Consider the following 16,901-nt stretch of genomic DNA (forward strand, 5'->3'; position numbering starts at 1 on the left):
CCTGATAAATGTAGAAGGGTAGGCGGGCTGGATTATATTGCGGAAATATTTCGGGAATATGACGGGGTATGATCAGACAAAAAGCAAACCGAGAACGCCTACCCCCAATGCCGCCAGCAGGATTGAGCTGGCCCAGCGTGCCAGCGGCAGGCCTCCGATTACCAATACTATCCCGGCCTTGACGGCGGTATTGGTCAGCGCTGCAAGGAGAATGCCGCGCACGGCCACGTCGTTGGCCAGCTCGCCCTTGGCTTGTTGGGCCAGGGCGATGGTTACAGCATCTACGTCGGCAATCCCGGCAATGACTGCGAGGATATAGACGCCTTCACTGCCAAACCAATGCTCTGCACCCTTGGACAATATGAATATCAGCGCCAGGAACCCGGCCATGATCAATGCCTGTTGAAGATCCAGCGGGTTATGCATTGGTGGTGTATGACCTACGGGCTGTTCATCCCGGCGGCGTAACAGGATCCACAACAATGCCATCAGGGGTACCAGTGCCAGCCCGAGCAAGCCTGGCAGCAGGGGCGGCAGCAATGTGCGATTGACCACAGCCACTTCCAGTATCAAACGTAACGCCATGGTGCCGCAGGCCAGGGCAATGCCCGCTCCAAGCAGGGCGTTGCGGCTGCCATCCGAGCGTGCCATGCGCGAGAAAGCGAGGGTCAGCGCGGTACTGGACGCGAGTCCGCCGAGCAGGGCGGTCAGCACCAGCCCAACACGATCTCCCAACAGTCTGACGGCGAAATAACCAGCGAAACTGATGCCGGCAATCAGGATCACCAGCCAGCCGATCACCTGCGGGTTGATGCTGCCCCACGGGCCCATGGCCTCGTTCGGTAGTAGCGGCAGTATCACCAGCACGATCACCAGCAATTGCAACGATGCATTCAGCTCCAGGCGGGACAGGCTGCGCAGCAGTGCATGCAGCCGTTCCTTGGCGCCTAGCAGTACTGCAGTTATCACTGCCGCCGTTGCCGCTTCCAGATACAGACCGTGCACGGCGAGCGCGCCAAGCAGGAAAGCGAGCAGCGCGGCGACTTCGGTGGTGGCCCCAAGATCACCGGTGACTTTGCTGCTGTGGATATAACCGACGATAAGCAGGGCGGTGACGCCCAGCAGCCCCGCCGCTAATATCCAATCCGACGACAGCATGCCCAGCTGCGCGACCACCCCGCCGCCCAGACCCAGCAGGCCAAATGTGCGGATGCCGGTTACTGTCTGATCGTCGATCTCCTGGTGCCGCTCGGCATCCAGGTTCTGCGACTGCCAACCCCGCTCGAATCCGATGATCAGTCCGACCGCCAGGGCAATCAGCAAGCCCAGCAATTCCGTACCGTAGTTCAATCCATTCATTGCTTGCCATCTGCCTTTAACTGCCCCGACGCCAGACCCTTATAGTGCCCCATGGGCATGTCCAGTTACAGGGCTGGTTAAACACCGCTTCAATTAGAGTGGCGTCGGCCTTGCCGGTCTGTCGCGCGCCATCAATCAGCAAGGAATTGCTTTTTGTTCCTTTACATATGAAAAAAGGCGACTCCCCTGAGGTAGTCGCCTTTTTAGAACATCAGCGCCGAAGCGCCGAATCAAACTATCTTAGATAGCTTGAATGTTCTCTGCCTGAAGGCCTTTCGGGCCTTGAGTCACGTTGAAGCTGACGCTTTGGCCTTCGGTCAGGGTTTTGAAGCCTGAGCCGGTGATGGCGCTGAAGTGAGCAAACACATCTGCACCCGATGCTTGCTCAATAAAACCAAAACCTTTAGCTTCGTTGAACCACTTAACCGTACCAGTAACTGCTGACATAATCGTTCCTACAAATAAGATATGGATGGCCCAATCGGACCGGTGTTGCCGGAAAGAGTCTATTACTAAAAAATACGGGACGATTACATGCTGAAGAGTTGCTAGCTACTGGCAGGGATCGAACAGGCTTTTACAATATAGATCAGAACTTCCTAACGAGATCTACCCTACAGCATTTTTCAGCCATGTCAATTTTTATATTCATGGAAAACACAATCAGTGGTTGCGCATGGCGGCATCCTTGATCGGCTAACTCCTCTGCACAATCTGACCACGGTATCTGAGCATCGGCTCCTCTTTTCTGGGGATTGTCACCATTTCGTCCATGAGCCATTCGCGCATGCTTTCGATCAGGCTATGGCTGGAGGTTGCGGCAGGGTGTGTCTCCTGTGGGGGCGTTATCAACGGGGCGAATGCTGCGCTGCGGTGCGCTTCGGTCCCCTGGCGCGCATTTGCGGTGCAGACACTGAGTCTGGGAAATGACATCTCCACTTACATTCATCAGTGAGGCGCAGAAAGCAGAAGGGCCACAGCTTGGCGGATTAATGTTAACGTTCATCCTCACCTATCTTACGGAAGACAAGGAACAGCGATGAGCAGTTTGCGTGAGCGACAGAAAGAGGAGCGCCGGGAAGCGATCCTGGATGCTGCCGTGACGTTGTTTGACCAATTAGGCTATAGCGCCACTACGGTCGAACAGATTGCCGCTCGCGCTGGCGTGTCAGCCCCTACTGTGTTCAATTATTTTGGCAGCAAGCAGGACATCCTCTATGCCCTGGCAGTTCGGGCCGATACTCTGGCGCTCAACGAAGCCCTCGAAGAATTGCCCGCAATGGACAGCATGGTTGATGCGATGTGCCATCTCAACTCCATGATCGTCAAGCGCGAGCTTGAAGCCCTGCCCGTCACGGTCTGGCGTGAGATCTGCAGCCCTTATGGCAACGTTTCCGAAGGTTATCAAGCGGTGAATCAACGTTTGATGCAGGGGACCGCGCAGCAACTGCGCCAAGCCCAGCAGCGTGGGCGGATCAGCAGCCAATACGATCCTCTCTTTATCGCCGAGTTTCTCAACGACTATTGCACGTTGATGTTTGCCAAGCTGGTACACGAGGATTCGCCCGACCGCGCCGCGCATGACCTGCGCGTCCGTCAAGCCTTTGAACTGATCTTCAACGGCCTGCATCCGTAGCCTTGCGGCGGTTCTGAGCCCCGCGCATCACTCAATTCCCCCTCCTGAGTATCTGCACGCGATAAACGCGGTTGGTTTTAGTCGAATAAAAGTTTTATTTGACTAAAATATTTAACTTCAATAAATTTCAGCCGTGACCCACTCATGAGGTCGCGATAGGACATCACTCACAAAAAAAAGAAGGTTGCAAAACGTGAAGAAGCTGACTCTAGCTTTAAGTCTCACGGCGCTGTGCGTCCCTGCTGCGCATGCTCTGGAACTGAACCAGGATCTGTCATTGGACATGACTGTCACTGCGCTCAGCGACTACCGCCCCCGCGGCATTTCCTACACTCAGAACGACCCAGCCCTGCAGTTCGATGCCATGCTTTCCAGCAAAAGCACCGGTCTGTATCTAGGCGTATGGACGTCAACAGTTGATTACGGCTACGGCTCGAAGGTGCGTAACGAGATCGACTACTACGCTGGCTGGTATGTGCCGCTGGGCGAGAAACTGGCGATGGATCTGGGCTACGTTAAGTACACCTATCCGCGCGGCAGCGGCGACAATTCGTCTGAGGTCTATGCCATGCTGTCGGCCTACGGCTTCACCCTCGCAGGCCAGTATTCGGACGATGTTCCTGCACTGGGCAGCAAACACAGCTACCTCTACAGCTGGCTCGGATACAAGACCCAATTACCGTATGACGTGCTGCTCAGCACGCGCTACGGCCAGGTTGACTACAAAGACCCGTGGCTGGTCGGTAGCAGCGGCAAGAGCCGCGAGGCCTACCGCGAGTGGGAGGCGAAGGTTTCCAAGGAAATGCTCCGCCTGGCGTGGTCGCTGGCTTATGCCGATACCGATATTTCCCGACGTGAGTGCATGAACCTCAACGGCTTCGATGACGTCTGCAGCGCCACTGCCGTCGTCGGTGTCAGCAAGAGCTTCTGATCCCTGGTTTCCCTGAGAAAGCGAGAACAACTATGAAATTAAGAACAAAGCTGCTTCCCCTGGCGCTGCTGCTCAGCGTTACTACCGCGGTACACGCCGAGACGTTGAACAAAGCCACCAATGCCCAGGAGTTCCTTGGCACGCTGTTCAGCGGTGAGGAACAATACTCCAATTTCTATCGCACCGAAGAACTGCTGCCCAGCCAGAAGGTTGCCAGATCCAGCCAGCCGATCGCTTGGCCACAAGGCGAGACTATCGAGCTGCCCCAGCATTACACCTACCAAGGCAAGCAACTGTCGACACAGGCGCTGCTGGAAGAAACGGATACCGCGGCGCTGTTGGTCATCAAGGGCGGAGAGATCCGTTACGAGAACTATCGACTGACCGGTGCGCCTGATCGTCACTGGATGTCGATGTCGGTTGCCAAGAGCGTGGTCTCGGCGCTGATAGGCATTGCGGTGGCGGAGGGCAAGATCAAGAGCATCGAGGATACCGCTGTCACCTACGTACCGGCGCTCAAGGGCTCGGGCTACGAAAATGTCAGCATCAAGAATATTCTGCAGATGTCATCCGGCGCCCGCTGGCTTGAGGAATATGGCAATCCCGACAGCGAGATCGCTCGTCTGGGACGCGCCATGGCAACTGGCTCGTCGCTGGTGGAATTCGTTGCAAAGATCCAGAACGAACTGGAGCCGGGCACCTTCAACCGTTACAGCTCTGCAGACACTCAGGTGCTGGGCCTGATACTGGAAGCGGCCACCGGGCAGTCGATGGCTGACTATACACAGGCAAAACTCTGGGAGCCCCTGGGCGCGAACCATGACGCCTACTGGAACACCGACAACGACGGCAATGCGATGGCTTTCGCCGGTTTCAATGCTACCGCCCGTGATTATGCGCGTATCGGTGAGGCGTTCCGCCTGAACGGCAAGTTCAACGGCAAGCAGGTCATCCCCGCTGACTGGGTACAAGCCTCGATCACCCCAGACGCGCCGCACCTGATGCCCGGTACGCGTGACAATAGCGATGCCAGCATGGGCTACGGCTACCAGTGGTGGATTCCGGAAGGTGATGAGCAGGACTACTGTGCGATCGGTATCCTCAATCAGTTTATGTGTATCAGCCCCAAGCACGACACTGTGATCGTGAAGCTATCGGCCTCGCGTAACTACGCTTCGGCTGGCGATGAGACTTCGTGGCGGGAATACGAGACCATCGAACTGTTCCGTGAGATCGCCAGGAATCTCGACTGACACGCCAGTGATATGAATACGTCCTGCTGCCGCGTCAGCAGGGCGTCTCCTTCCAGGTGCCCAAAGGCGGGGGCTACCGACCGCATCCTCTGTAACATCCCCGCGCTTCGATTGTCACACCTACAGGTGTCGATATTCGACGAGTCGCAGGGGCGCCGTACCGCATGCATGACCCGATCATCATCCCCACCGATGAAGGCTTGTTCTGTCCGGCGGGCAATTTTCATATCGATCCGTGGCGTCCGGTGCCTACGGCTGTGATTACTCATGCCCACGCGGATCACGCTCGCGCTGGCAGCGAGCATTATCTGGCTCACCACCTCAGCCTGCCGATCATGCGGCATCGGTTGGGGGAGCACCGTTTTACCGGGTTGGACTATGGTGAGCAGCGGCGCTTTGGCGCTATTACCCTGAGCCTGCACCCGGCGGGGCATGTGCTGGGCAGCGCCCAGGTGCGGGTGGAGCATGATGATGGTCGCGTCTGGGTGGTGACCGGTGATTACAAACGCGACCCGGATCCGACCTGTGCGCCCTTTGAAGTCATCCCCTGCGATACGCTGATCACCGAGGCGACCTTTGCCTTGCCCTGTTACCGCTGGCCACCGGTTGAGCGAGTGGGGGAGCAGATCTGGCAGTGGTGGGCGGCGCATCCGGATCGGCCCTGTATTCTCTTCACCTACGCGCTGGGCAAGGCGCAGCGGGTATTGGCGGCGCTGACTGCGCATACCGACCGCCCGGTTCTTGTTCACGGTGCCATGGTGGCGATGACGGAGATCTATCGGCAGGCGGGTGTGCAGATGCTACCGACCACGCCCATTACCGAGCTGCCCGCTGATCATGATTTTGCCGGTGAGCTTATCCTCGCGCCGCCCTCGGCCGCCGGTTCGCCCTGGATGCGTCGCTTCCGCAATGCCAGCACCGGCTTTGCCTCCGGCTGGATGCGTATCCGCGGCAACCGTCGTCGCCGTGGCTATGACCATGGTTTCGAGCTGAGCGATCACGCCGACTGGCCGGCCTTGCTGCGCACCATCCGCGAGTGCGGTGCCAGCACCGTGCTGACCACCCACGGTCGCAGCGATGATCTGGTGCGCTATCTGCGCGAGCACGAGGGGATTGAAGCCCATGAGCTGGAAACCCTCTACGGGGGCGAGGACGACTGATGCAGGCCTTCGCCGACCTCTATACCGCGCTGGACTCGACCACCCGGACCCAGGCCAAGCTGGATGAACTGACGGCCTACTTTGACGGCGTCGATCCCCATGACGGCGCCTGGGCGGTGTACATACTGACCGGCCGCCGCATGAAGCGCTTGGTCGGCCCGCGGCGGCTGCGCGAATGGCTGGCTGAGGCCAGTGGGTTGCCGGACTGGCTGGTGGAGGAAACCTACCAGCACGTGGGTGATCTGGCCGAAACCATCAGCCTGCTGATGGAAGACGATACCGAACGGCCGGCGGTGCAGGGCAGTTTTGCCGAATGGGTCGAGCAGAGCATTCTCAGCCTGCGCGATCTGGAGGAAGAGCAGCGCAAGGAGCATGTCATCGCACTGTGGCGCACGCTGCCGCGCCACGCCTGCTTTCTGTACAACAAATTGCTGACTGGCAGCCTGCGCGTCGGTGTCTCCCGGGGTCTGGTGGAGCGCGCCCTGGCGGCGCTCAGTGGCAAACCCCGGGCCTTGATAGCGCGCCGCCTGATGGGTGAGTTTGAGCCCAGCGCCGAGTTCTATCAGCGGCTGTTTGATGAGGAGCACCGGGAGGAGCGCCAGGGCCAGCCCTATCCCTTCTTTCTCGCGTCGCCATTGGAGGGTGATCCCTCTGATCTGGGCGATTTGAGCCACTGGCTGGCGGAATGGAAGTGGGACGGCATCCGCGCCCAGTTGATTGCCCGCCCCGGCGGTATCTGGCTCTGGTCCCGTGGGGAAGAGCCCATGGGTGGGCGCTTCCCCGAGGTGGAAGAGGCAGCGCTGGCCTTGCCGGAGGTGGTGCTTGATGGTGAGCTGCTGGCATGGGATGAGCAGGTATTGCCCTTCTCGCAGATGCAGCGGCGCATTCAACGCAAGACCGTAGGGCCGAAGCTGCTGAAGGAAGTGCCGGTGGTGTTTCTGGCCTATGACCTGCTGGAATATCAGAGTGAAGACTGGCGGCAACGGCCCCTTGAGGAGCGCCGCATTGCGCTGCAAGCCGTGCTGGAGCAAGCCGCTCAACCGGCGCTGCGCCTGAGTCCGATAACCGACGCCCGCGATTGGCCGGCGCTGGCGGCTATTCGCGAAGGCAGCCGCGAGCGCGGCGTCGAGGGTCTGATGCTCAAACGTCGCGCCAGCCCCTATCGCAGCGGGCGGGTGCGGGGCGACTGGTGGAAGTGGAAGATCGATCCGCTGACTATCGATGCCGTGCTGCTCTACGCCCAGCCGGGGCATGGCCGGCGCGCCAACCTGTATACCGACTACACCCTGGCCGTACGGGACGGGGAGAGTCTGGTGCCCATCGCCAAGGCCTACTCGGGGCTGACCGACAAGGAAATCCAGCAGCTGGATCACTGGATCCGGCGCAATACCGTGGAAAAATTTGGCCCGGTGCGTTCGCTCAAGCCCCAGCAGGTGCTGGAAATCGCCTTCGAAGGCATTCAACCGTCCCCGCGGCACAAGTCCGGCATCGCGCTGCGTTTTCCGCGCATTGCCCGCTGGCGGCAGGACAAGCCGGTCGAGGAGGCCGATACCCTCGACCAGGTCAGAGAGCTGTTGCGCATCTATGGCAGCTGATACCTCGGTGGATGGCCTCCAGGCAATTGAAGACTGGTTCGCCCGCCAGGGCTGGCAGCCTGCGCTTTTTCAGCGGCGCAGCTGGGCGGCCTTCCGCGCCGGGCAGTCCGGTCTGATTCATGCCTCGACCGGCTCCGGCAAGACCCTGGCTGCCTGGCTCGGCCCGGTTTCCGTGGCGCTGGAGCAGGGCAGGGCGCCTGCCGGCTTGCGGGTGTTATGGATTACCCCGCTGCGTGCGCTGGCCACGGACACCGCGGGCAATCTGCAGCAGGCGGTGGACGGGCTGGGGCTGGACTGGCAGGTCGAAACCCGCACCGGCGACATCAGCGCCAGCGTACGGGCACGGCAGCGGCGCAAGCTGCCCCAGGCGCTGGTCACCACCCCGGAAAGTCTGTCCGTACTGCTGTCTTACCGCAACGTGGAGGAGAGTTTCCGCCAGCTGGATGCGGTCATCGTCGATGAGTGGCACGAGTTGCTGAGCAGCAAGCGCGGTGTGCAGCTGCAGCTGTGTCTGGCGTGGCTGCGCGCGCGCCGTCCGGGTCTGCCGGTGTGGGGGCTGTCGGCCACCCTGGGCAATCTGGATGAGGCCATGCAGGTGCTGCTCGGTGAGGGCGCCGCGCCGGGCGTCAGCATCGCCGGCGATACCCACAAGACGCTGGCCGTGCGCGGGCTGATTCCGGCAACACTTGAGCGCTTCCCTTGGGGTGGGCATCTGGGGTTGGCGCAGCTGGAGGGCGTGCTTGAGTATCTGGAGCAGGGTGATACCGCACTGTTGTTCACCAATACCCGCTCCCAGGCCGAGCTGTGGTTCGAGTCGGTGCTCAAGGCGCGCATGGATTGGCTGACGCAGATCGGGCTGCACCACGGCTCGATCGACCGCAAGCTGCGCAAACGCATCGAGGACGGGCTGCGCGCCGGGGACTTCCGCTGTGTTATCTGCACCTCCAGTCTGGATCTGGGCGTGGATTTCTCGCCGGTCGATCGGGTGGTGCAGGTCGGCAGTCCCAAGGGCGTTGCCCGCCTGATGCAACGTGCTGGCCGCTCCGGCCACCAGCCCGGCGCGCCCAGCGAAATTCTCTGTGTACCCAGCCACGCCTTTGAACTGGTGGAAATTGCCGCTGCACGCCGCGCCTGGGAGGCCGGGCGGGTCGAAGCCCGGCGGCCGTTGCGCCTGTGTCTGGATGTGCTGGTTCAGCATCTGGTGACGCTGGCTGCCGGGCCGGGGTTTGCAGCGGAGCAGGCACTGGCCGAAGCGCAGGCTACCCACGCCTTTGCCGGCCTGACGCGGGAGATGTTCGATTGGTGTCTGGTGTTCATCACCCAAGGCGGGCCGGTGTTGGAGCATTACCCGCAGTTTCATCGGGTGGTTGAGCAGGATGGGCTGTACCGCGTGGAGGATACGGGCATTGCCCGCCGTCACCGGATGGCCATCGGTACCATCACCAGTGATGCGCAGATGCGGGTGAAATTCTTGAGCGGCGGCTACTTGGGCACGGTGGAGGAGTCCTTTATCGCCCGGCTTAATCCCGGCGATGTGTTTCTGTTCTCGGGGCGCGCACTGGAATTGATCAAGGTGCGCGATCTGGTGGCCTACGTAAAACCCGCCTCTACCCGCCGGCACAGCGTGCCCCGCTGGTACGGCGGGCGCTTGCCGCTGTCTTCGGAGCTGGCCGATACGGTGTTGGAGATCCTTGAGGAAGTGGATCAGGGGATCTATCGAGACCCCGAAGTGGAAGCCGTGCGTCCGGTGCTGGAAGTACAGCGCGAGCAGTCGGCCTTGCCGGGCCGGCAGCATCTGCTGATCGAGCGCTGCCGTTCACGGGAAGGCCATCACCTGTTCATCTATCCCTTCGCCGGCCGGTTGGCCCATGAGGGGCTAGCCGCGCTGCTGGCGTGGCGACTCGGTCAGCTACAGCCGGCGACCTTCTCCCTGTCGGTCAACGACTACGGGCTGGAATTGCTCACTGCAACGGAACCGCCCGAGCTCACCGACGCCATTTGGCGGTCGCTGCTCAACCCGGACCAACTGCTGGACGACGTGCTTGCGGCATTGAACGCCAGTGAGCTGGCGCGCCGGCAGTTCCGCGATATTGCGCGGATCAGCGGGCTGGTGTTTCAGGGGTATCCAGGGCGCGGCAAGACCGACCGTCAGTTGCAGGCCTCGACCAGCCTGCTCTATGACACCCTCACGCGTTATGACCCCGACCACAAACTGCTCGATCAGGCCCGCCGCGAAGTGATGGAAGACCAGCTGGATATGAGAAGGCTGCGCGCGGTGCTGGAGCGCGCAGCCGAGCAGGAGCTGATTATCAAGAGTCTGAAGCATTTCTCGCCCCTTGGTTTCCCGCTGTGGGTCGATCGCCTGCGCAGCCGGTTGAGCACCGAGAACTGGCGCCAGCGCGTGCAACGCATGCTGGTCACCCTGGAGCGCAACGCCGACCGCGTCGCGAAAAAACGCCGATGAGTCGCACCCTGGATTGGGAGCTGGCGGGTGAGAGGGTCATTCTGCACGGTGACAAGGCCTTGTATTACCCGGTCCAGGCCACGCTCATGGTGGCCGACACGCACTTTGGCAAGGGCGCTTTCTTCCGCCGCAAGGGGCTGGCGGTGCCGACCGGGCAGAGCCAGGATGACCTGCAACGGTTATCCGCCTTGATCGCGCATTTTGAACCGCAGCGTTTGATTGTGTTGGGCGACTTCTTCCATCACCGGCCCAGCCCGAGCGAGCCATTTCTCGCACAGTTCCCGGACTGGCTGGCGCGCCATGGGCATGTGCAGGTGGAAGCGGTCATAGGTAACCATGACCGGCACGCCAAGGGCATCGATATCGGCATCAACTGGCATGCCACGCTGGATATCGGACCCTTCCGGCTATGCCATGAACCACAGAGCGTCCCCGGCAGGCATGTGCTGGCCGGGCACCTGCACCCTGTTTACAGCCTGTCGGCGGGGGGCGATCGATTGCGGGCACCGGTGTTCTGGTGGCGCGACGGCGTGTCCGTGCTGCCGTCTTTTGGTGCTCTGACCGGCGGCTGGGAGATTCAGCCGCAGGCCGGGGAGGGGGCCGTACTCGTTGTTGAGGGTGAGCTATATCCGATGGGCTCGGGCGCTGGTTGCTGATACCAGGTGCCTTGGTCTGCACCTGGGGGCATGCCCGCGTCCGGCCCCTCCCGCCGCTGGTTCAGATGCAGGTGCTGCCACCATCTACGGGCAGGGCAATACCGGTGGTGAAGCTGGCAGCATCGGAGCACAGGTAGAGCACCGCAGCAGCCACTTCCTCCGCCCGGCCGATACGGCCGATGGGATGCAGTGCCGCGACGGAGTCGGCCTTGCGCGGCTCGGCTTCCACGGCGCGGCGGAACATGTCCGTATCGATCACCGCCGGGCACACTGCGTTGATGCGCACCCCCTTGCGCCCATATTCCACCGCCGCCGACCGGGTCAGCCCAAGCACGGCGTGCTTGCTGGCGGCATAGATGCTCATCTTCGGCGCTGCGCCCAGGGCGGCGATCGAGGCGGTGTTGACGATGGCTCCGCCACCGCTCTTGAGCATCAGCGGAATTTCGAAGCGCATGCACTGCCAGACGCCCTTGACGTTGATGTCCATGATCCGGTCGAACACCGTTTCGTCCCCGTCGGCCAGCTTGTCCTGCTCGAATTCAACCCCGGCGTTGTTGAAAGCGCAGTCCAGCCGGCCATAGTCGCGCTCGATCATCTCCAGCATCGAGCGGACCTGGGCGGCATCGGCCACGTCACACTGACAGAACATGACATCACCGCCTTGCTCGCGGATGCCAGCCACTGTCTCCTCCCCGTTGATGGTGTCGATATCCGCGAGTATCAGCCGTGCCCCTTGAGCGGCAAAAGCCTGGGCAGTGGCTTTGCCGATGCCTGCAGCGGCCCCAGTGATCAGTACAACTCTGCCCGAATACGCTGATTCCATGGTGTGTTCTCTTGAGCGAAGGCTGCGGTCCCATACCAGAGCCTGTCCGTGGTTCAGAATATCAATCCGACGGATGAAGGCACTCTGCATCAGGAAGCTTGTTCATGGGATATGAGGGCGGGTGATGGGGTGGCGCTGGGGGGCAGGTCGGTTCGCGGTGAGTGAACCTTGCCCCGGCAGCCTATTCCGGCAGGTATGAAAGCCATGCTGTCAGCCATATCCCCGGCGCGGGAGGTCGATTACTCCGCTACAACCCCAGATACTCTGCTAACAGAAAGGCTTCACCCTTGCCTTCATACTTGCCGAAATAACTGACCGGCTCGCGGGTCTCGTCTTCGATATAACCCACCTCGCAATCAATGCCGTATTGCTCGGCCAGACCGTTGAACAGATCCACTGGGGGATTGAGGTGGAGTTTCTTCTTCACCTGCTGGCTGATGCCCAACTGCCAGTCTTCGCAGTCATCGCTCTCGCATTCATTGATCAGCGTTACGTTGACGGCTGGATTGGCATCAACATACGCCTGCAAAGCCGCTTGCAGTTCCGGCAGGCTCTGCCTCAGCTTTTTCTCGCGCTTTTCTTCAAGGCGGTCGCAGGCGATCAGAATGTATATGAGCATTTGAGTTGTCCGGTCAATTTTGCGGCTACTTTACCATAGGGGCCCGGGTTTCCAGGGCGGGTAATCCTTGGGTGCTGGCGCTACCGAGTGTAAACGTCTTCAAGCTGCGCAGCGAAACGCGGTCGGGCGTGCCTGCCTGACCAGCGCCTGGGCAGGCGTCATGTGCGGTGGCTGGTCCTGCCGGCAACCAACGGAGCCTTTGCTGGTCTATAGGGCAGATCGCATAGAAGCACCGGGCAGAGGGCTGCTGCGGATTGGCGGTCGGCTCTGGAGTCTTGATCATGCAATATCGAATCGCTGTCCTGGTTGGCCTGTTGGCCGCCAGTTTGTGGGTACCTCACGTTTATGCGGGGCCACCGGAAGGCAAGGGGCCTCCCCATCACCGGTCTGCGGACCATGGGCATCCCGGCAAGGGCAAGCCAGGGCGCGATGAGCGTCACTACCGGGAGGACCGATACCGCAGTCAAGTCGCTTTCGAGACGCTGGTCAATGCCGGCATTTCCGCCGTGCTGGCCCGGGAGTACGCGCACCACGCGGGCCTGAGTGGTCATCGCGATCTGCCACCGGGCATCCGCAAGAACCTCATGCGGGGCAAGCCCCTGCCCCCGGGGATCGCTAAGAAAGTTCGATCCGGTGCGTTGCTCGAGCGGCTGCCGCGCCACCCGGGTTATGAATGGCAGTCGGCAGGGACTGACCTGATCCTCGTGTCGGTAGCGACCGGCATCATCGCTGATATCCTGCTGGATGTGTTCGACTGAGTTGACGCAATCGCCGGGGCTGCCATCCATGCATATCGTTGTGCTGACCATGAGATTTTCACTGCCAGGCTGCCGCTCTCTCAAGGAGAAGCGCCAGCGCATGGGTGGCATGCACGAGCGCTATGGGCGCCAGCCAGCGGTAGCGGTTTGCGAGAGCGGCGATCGGGACCGGGTGGATGCCAGCGAATGGACCTTTGTGGTGACGGGGCTATCAGCGCAGGAAGTGGAGCCGCTGTGCAGCGAGATCGAAGATAGGATACAACGCACTGTCGAGGCCCGGGTGATGGATGTGGTGCGTGAAAGCCTGTAATCAGGATTATGTCGACTACCCTGCGGCCCGCTGTCTGACACTGTCTCGAGGATGCCTGCATCAGGGATCTTGCGTTTGGCATCGCTCGATGCGCTGCGCCAGGGTGGGCGGCGGCCATGGGCGGCAGGCACGCTACTCGGCGCGTGATATCCTCCGCGCACTTACCCCGTTACCGCACAGGCATTCATAAGCACCATGACCAACGAACATCCGCGTGACCCCTTGCATGGCGTAACGCTCGAGCACATCGTGACCCGATTGGAAAGCCACTACGGCTGGGATGGCCTGGCCGAGCGGATTGCGATCAATTGCTTCAAGAATGACCAGTCGATCAAGTCATCCCTCAAGTTTCTGCGCAAGACGTCCTGGGCCAGAGAGAAGGTGGAGAAGCTGTACCTGGCGACCTTCGGATAAAAGCCAGGGCGTCTGGCTGCGTCGCGCACTCCCTGCGACAACCGACCACGCCTCCGAGCCCGCCTACCTTCCAACTATTTGATTTCCATCAAGGGGCGTCCCTTCCGCCACGCGTAGCCTGATCTTGAAGCTCGGTGGCAGTGTCAATACCGACGTTAGTCGGATGCTTTCACAGTCTCCCGGGCATGTTTCGACTCTGCACTGGCAGGGTCCCATCTGATCCAGGATCATACCCATGAGAGCCTTCCTTCTCTATTTCATCACCTTCTGCGGACTTGTCGGGCTGGGTGCGCCGGCAATGGCCGATCACCCCAGCGGCACCGCCAACGTCAAGCCCGTGCCGGATGTCGTCTTCACGCTGCGTACCGATATTGCCGACGGCAAGCTGGTTTATGTCAGTGAGGCTGGCCCGACCAAGGGGCAAGTGAACCCTGATCTGCGGGTCGCGGAAGATGCCGTGGTGCAAGTGAATATCGTCAACGGCGATGGCGCTCTTCATGACTTTGCCGTTCCCGATTTCAATGTCAAATCCGATCAGATTGGCGGCAAGGGCGCGGCGACCGCGATCGTGTTCCGGGCGAACAAGGGTGGTATCTACGAGTACCTGTGCAGCCTGCCCGGGCACAAGGCAGCGGGTATGTTCGGCAAGCTGATCGTGGGTGATGCCCAGGAAAAAGCGGGCAGTGAGTTCCCTGACCTGTCCAAGAACCCCAGTGAAGTGGGTGAGCCAGTCGGCAAGCGTGGACCCAAGGAACTTACTATTGACCTTGAAGCCACTGAAGTGGAAGGTCGTCTGAGCGATGGTGCGAGCTACAAGTTCTGGACCTTCAACAACACCGTACCGGGCCCGATGCTGCGGGTACGTGTGGGCGACACTGTGAACATCAACCTGAAAAACGCCGAGGACAGCGCCCATATCCACTCGGTCGACTTCCATGCCGTGACTGGCCCTGGTGGTGGTGCTGCGGTAACTCAGGTTGCTCCCGGCCATTCCAAGAGCTTCTCGTTCAAAGCCATGGCTCCCGGCCTGTATGTTTACCACTGTGCTACCCCCATGGTTGCGCAACATATCACCAACGGCATGTACGGCATGATCCTGGTCGAGCCTGAGGGCGGCCTGAGCGAAGTAGACCGCGAGTACTATGTGATGCAGGGCGAACTCTATACCGCGCAGCGTCACGGCTCGGCTGGCCTGCAGGAGTTCTCGCTGGACAAGCTGCTCGACGAGCGTCCCGAACACATGATGTTCAACGGCTCCATGGATGCCCTGTCGGCCACCCACAAGATGGAATCCAATGTTGACGAAACCGTGCGCATCTTCTTCGGTGTCGGTGGCCCCAACCTGGTATCCAGCTTCCATGTGATTGGCGAGATCTTCGACCGGGTATATGACCAGGCTTCCCTGACCAGCCCGCCGCTGACTGACGTGCAAACCACTCTGGTACCTCCGGGCGGCGCCACCATGGTCGAGTTCAAGACTGAGTACCCCGGCAAGTACATCCTGGTGGACCACGCGCTGTCCCGCGCCGAGAAAGGACTGGTAGGTCTGCTCCATGTCAACGGCAAAGCCGACGACACCATCTTCAAGTCCGACGAGAAGGTAGACCACAGCAGCGGTCATTGATTGACCGGTAGCAGTCAACGCCCCGGAAGCTCAGCACTCCGGGGCGTTTTTTTTGCCGGAAGCGAAGCTGGTGGGTACATCGGATCGAACTCCTGGTGTATCGAGACGCCAAATGGTTAGGGACCACCCGATGAACTATGTTCAGAAGCAGACAATACAGCGTGGATGGAGGTGACTTGGAGTCTTTATTTTTTGGCGGGACGCAGAGCCTGTTCCGTATTCTGATTGTCGGGGCGTTGGCATATGTCACCCTGGTTGTCTTTCTTCGGCTGGCGGGCAAGCGCACGCTGTCGAAGATGAATGCCTTTGACCTGGTCGTGACCGTCGCCCTCGGCTCCACCCTGGCGACGGTGCTGCTGACCAAAGACCTGGCGCTTGCTGATGGAGCAGTGGCCTTTGCTCTATTGATCGGACTGCAATACGTGGTGACCTGGTCCAGCGTACGGGTGCATTGGGTACGGCAACTGGTTACCGGAGAGCCATCGATGCTGCTGCATCGGGGGGTTCTGTTGTCGCCGGCGCTTCGCCGCACGCGGATCACCGAGGCCGAGGTCAGAGCCGCTGTGCGCGCGGCTGGGGTGGCCTCGCTCTCGGAGGTGGAAGCTGTGGTGTTGGAAACAGACGGCTCATTCAGCGTCATTAAGCAGAGCGCAGGAGATCGGTCCAGCCTTGCCGATGTGCGAGCGCCAGAGAGGAGCACGCAAGCGAACCGTGATCAGGGTTGATTCCTCGGGATTTGGGAGACGCGATGACCAGAAAACCATCGGAAGCCGAACAGCGCGCCATTCTCGCTCGGCTCGATAAGTTCAGCCGTTTCACCGATAGCAGCATTGGCCTGCCTTTCACCCGTTTCAAGATCGGCGTCGAGCCGATTATCGGGTTGGTGCCCGGTGTGGGCGACGTGATTGGCCTGGCGATGTCCGGCTATGTCTTGCTGGAGGCGCAGCGGGCGGGGGCGAGCAAGGAGGTGAAGCGGCGTATGCTGCGTAATATCGGCATCGACTTCGTGGGTGGGCTGATCCCCGTGTTTGGGGATGCCTTCGATGCCGTCTACAAAGCCAACAGCCGTAATACCCGTCTGCTGAGAAATTACCTGAACCAGCAGCTCGCGGTGGAGCCTGCACCGGCGCCCTTTCCCTGGAAGATATTGATCGGCTTGTCCGCCCTGTTTGCAGCCATTATTGCCGTGTTCGGGGTTCTGTTGTGAGGATGGCATGGGAGACTCGGGGCGGGGGCGCGGGCAGAGCCGTCCCAGCCTGCCATCCAAAACGAGAGTTTCGCGTTTCTGCTAGGCTGATG

The 16,901-nt window shown here is 60.6% G+C and carries 17 protein-coding genes; 13 read left to right on the top strand and 4 right to left on the bottom strand.

All coding sequences use genetic code 11. From position 1 onward, the window contains the following. Positions 1–72: 72 nt before the first annotated feature. Together VG99_RS00415 and VG99_RS00420 are read right to left on the bottom strand one after the other, a co-directional pair. On the bottom strand, positions 73–1,359 hold the full coding sequence (locus VG99_RS00415; protein WP_044497639.1) for an MgtC/SapB family protein: 1,287 nt from the start codon (positions 1,357–1,359) through the stop codon (positions 73–75). A 240-nt stretch (positions 1,360–1,599) separates the two neighbouring features. Continuing rightward, positions 1,600–1,806, bottom strand: a complete 207-nt coding sequence (locus tag VG99_RS00420) for a cold-shock protein (RefSeq protein WP_044497641.1) — start codon at positions 1,804–1,806, stop codon at positions 1,600–1,602. A gap of 592 nt (positions 1,807–2,398) precedes the next feature. Here VG99_RS00420 and VG99_RS00430 point away from each other — a divergent pair. From VG99_RS00430 to pdeM, 7 genes are all read left to right on the top strand, one after another. Then, on the top strand, positions 2,399–2,995 hold the full coding sequence (locus VG99_RS00430; protein ID WP_044497645.1) for a TetR/AcrR family transcriptional regulator: 597 nt from the start codon (positions 2,399–2,401) through the stop codon (positions 2,993–2,995). Between the two features lie 193 nt (positions 2,996–3,188). Further along, positions 3,189–3,926 (top strand): TorF family putative porin, encoded by a 738-nt coding sequence (locus tag VG99_RS00435; protein ID WP_044497646.1) that lies wholly within the window; start codon positions 3,189–3,191, stop codon positions 3,924–3,926. 32 nt (positions 3,927–3,958) lie between these two features. Continuing rightward, positions 3,959–5,179 (top strand): serine hydrolase domain-containing protein, encoded by a 1,221-nt coding sequence (locus VG99_RS00440; protein ID WP_044497648.1) that lies wholly within the window; start codon positions 3,959–3,961, stop codon positions 5,177–5,179. A gap of 164 nt (positions 5,180–5,343) precedes the next feature. Next, the gene (locus tag VG99_RS00445; RefSeq protein ID WP_044497650.1) at positions 5,344–6,339 is read left to right on the top strand and encodes a ligase-associated DNA damage response exonuclease; all 996 of its coding nucleotides are present in this window, start codon (positions 5,344–5,346) and stop codon (positions 6,337–6,339) included. After that, on the top strand, positions 6,339–7,934 hold the full coding sequence (locus VG99_RS00450; RefSeq protein ID WP_044497651.1) for an ATP-dependent DNA ligase: 1,596 nt from the start codon (positions 6,339–6,341) through the stop codon (positions 7,932–7,934). Before VG99_RS00445 ends, VG99_RS00450 begins: the two co-directional genes overlap by 1 nt. Next, positions 7,924–10,398, top strand: a complete 2,475-nt coding sequence (locus tag VG99_RS00455) for a ligase-associated DNA damage response DEXH box helicase (protein WP_044497653.1) — start codon at positions 7,924–7,926, stop codon at positions 10,396–10,398. The genes VG99_RS00450 and VG99_RS00455 overlap by 11 nt, the downstream gene beginning before the upstream one ends. Beyond that, complete coding sequence (gene pdeM, locus VG99_RS00460) at positions 10,395–11,054, top strand: ligase-associated DNA damage response endonuclease PdeM (RefSeq protein ID WP_044497655.1); 660 nt, start codon at positions 10,395–10,397, stop codon at positions 11,052–11,054. The genes VG99_RS00455 and pdeM overlap by 4 nt, the downstream gene beginning before the upstream one ends. A 61-nt stretch (positions 11,055–11,115) precedes the next feature. Here the strand turns inward: pdeM and VG99_RS00465 are convergent, their stop codons facing one another. Then, positions 11,116–11,877, bottom strand: a complete 762-nt coding sequence (locus VG99_RS00465; RefSeq protein WP_044501326.1) for an SDR family oxidoreductase — start codon at positions 11,875–11,877, stop codon at positions 11,116–11,118. 247 nt (positions 11,878–12,124) lie between these two features. Next, complete coding sequence (locus VG99_RS00470) at positions 12,125–12,496, bottom strand: hypothetical protein (RefSeq protein WP_044497663.1); 372 nt, start codon at positions 12,494–12,496, stop codon at positions 12,125–12,127. A gap of 281 nt (positions 12,497–12,777) precedes the next feature. Here VG99_RS00470 and VG99_RS16255 point away from each other — a divergent pair, with 281 nt between their 5' ends. From VG99_RS16255 to VG99_RS00500, 6 genes are all read left to right on the top strand, one after another. Further along, positions 12,778–13,254: an anti-virulence regulator CigR family protein gene (locus VG99_RS16255; RefSeq protein WP_044497665.1), complete on the top strand. Its 477-nt coding sequence runs from the start codon at positions 12,778–12,780 to the stop codon at positions 13,252–13,254. Positions 13,255–13,282: 28 nt separating this feature from the next. Then, on the top strand, positions 13,283–13,564 hold the full coding sequence (locus VG99_RS00480; RefSeq protein WP_044497667.1) for a DUF503 domain-containing protein: 282 nt from the start codon (positions 13,283–13,285) through the stop codon (positions 13,562–13,564). 195 nt (positions 13,565–13,759) lie between these two features. Continuing rightward, the gene (locus VG99_RS00485; protein ID WP_044497669.1) at positions 13,760–13,978 is read left to right on the top strand and encodes a VF530 family protein; all 219 of its coding nucleotides are present in this window, start codon (positions 13,760–13,762) and stop codon (positions 13,976–13,978) included. A 235-nt stretch (positions 13,979–14,213) separates the two neighbouring features. Continuing rightward, positions 14,214–15,602 (top strand): copper-containing nitrite reductase, encoded by a 1,389-nt coding sequence (gene nirK / locus VG99_RS00490; protein ID WP_239419765.1) that lies wholly within the window; start codon positions 14,214–14,216, stop codon positions 15,600–15,602. Between the two features lie 176 nt (positions 15,603–15,778). Next, positions 15,779–16,327, top strand: coding sequence for a DUF421 domain-containing protein (locus VG99_RS00495; RefSeq protein ID WP_044497671.1), 549 nt, complete (start codon positions 15,779–15,781; stop codon positions 16,325–16,327). Positions 16,328–16,350: 23 nt separating this feature from the next. Next, the gene (locus VG99_RS00500; RefSeq protein ID WP_044497672.1) at positions 16,351–16,809 is read left to right on the top strand and encodes a DUF4112 domain-containing protein; all 459 of its coding nucleotides are present in this window, start codon (positions 16,351–16,353) and stop codon (positions 16,807–16,809) included. The last annotated feature ends 92 nt before the right edge of the window (positions 16,810–16,901 follow it).

The sequence above is a fragment of the Pseudomonas saudimassiliensis genome (assembly GCF_000939975.1).
GTDB lineage: Bacteria > Pseudomonadota > Gammaproteobacteria > Pseudomonadales > Pseudomonadaceae > Halopseudomonas > Halopseudomonas saudimassiliensis.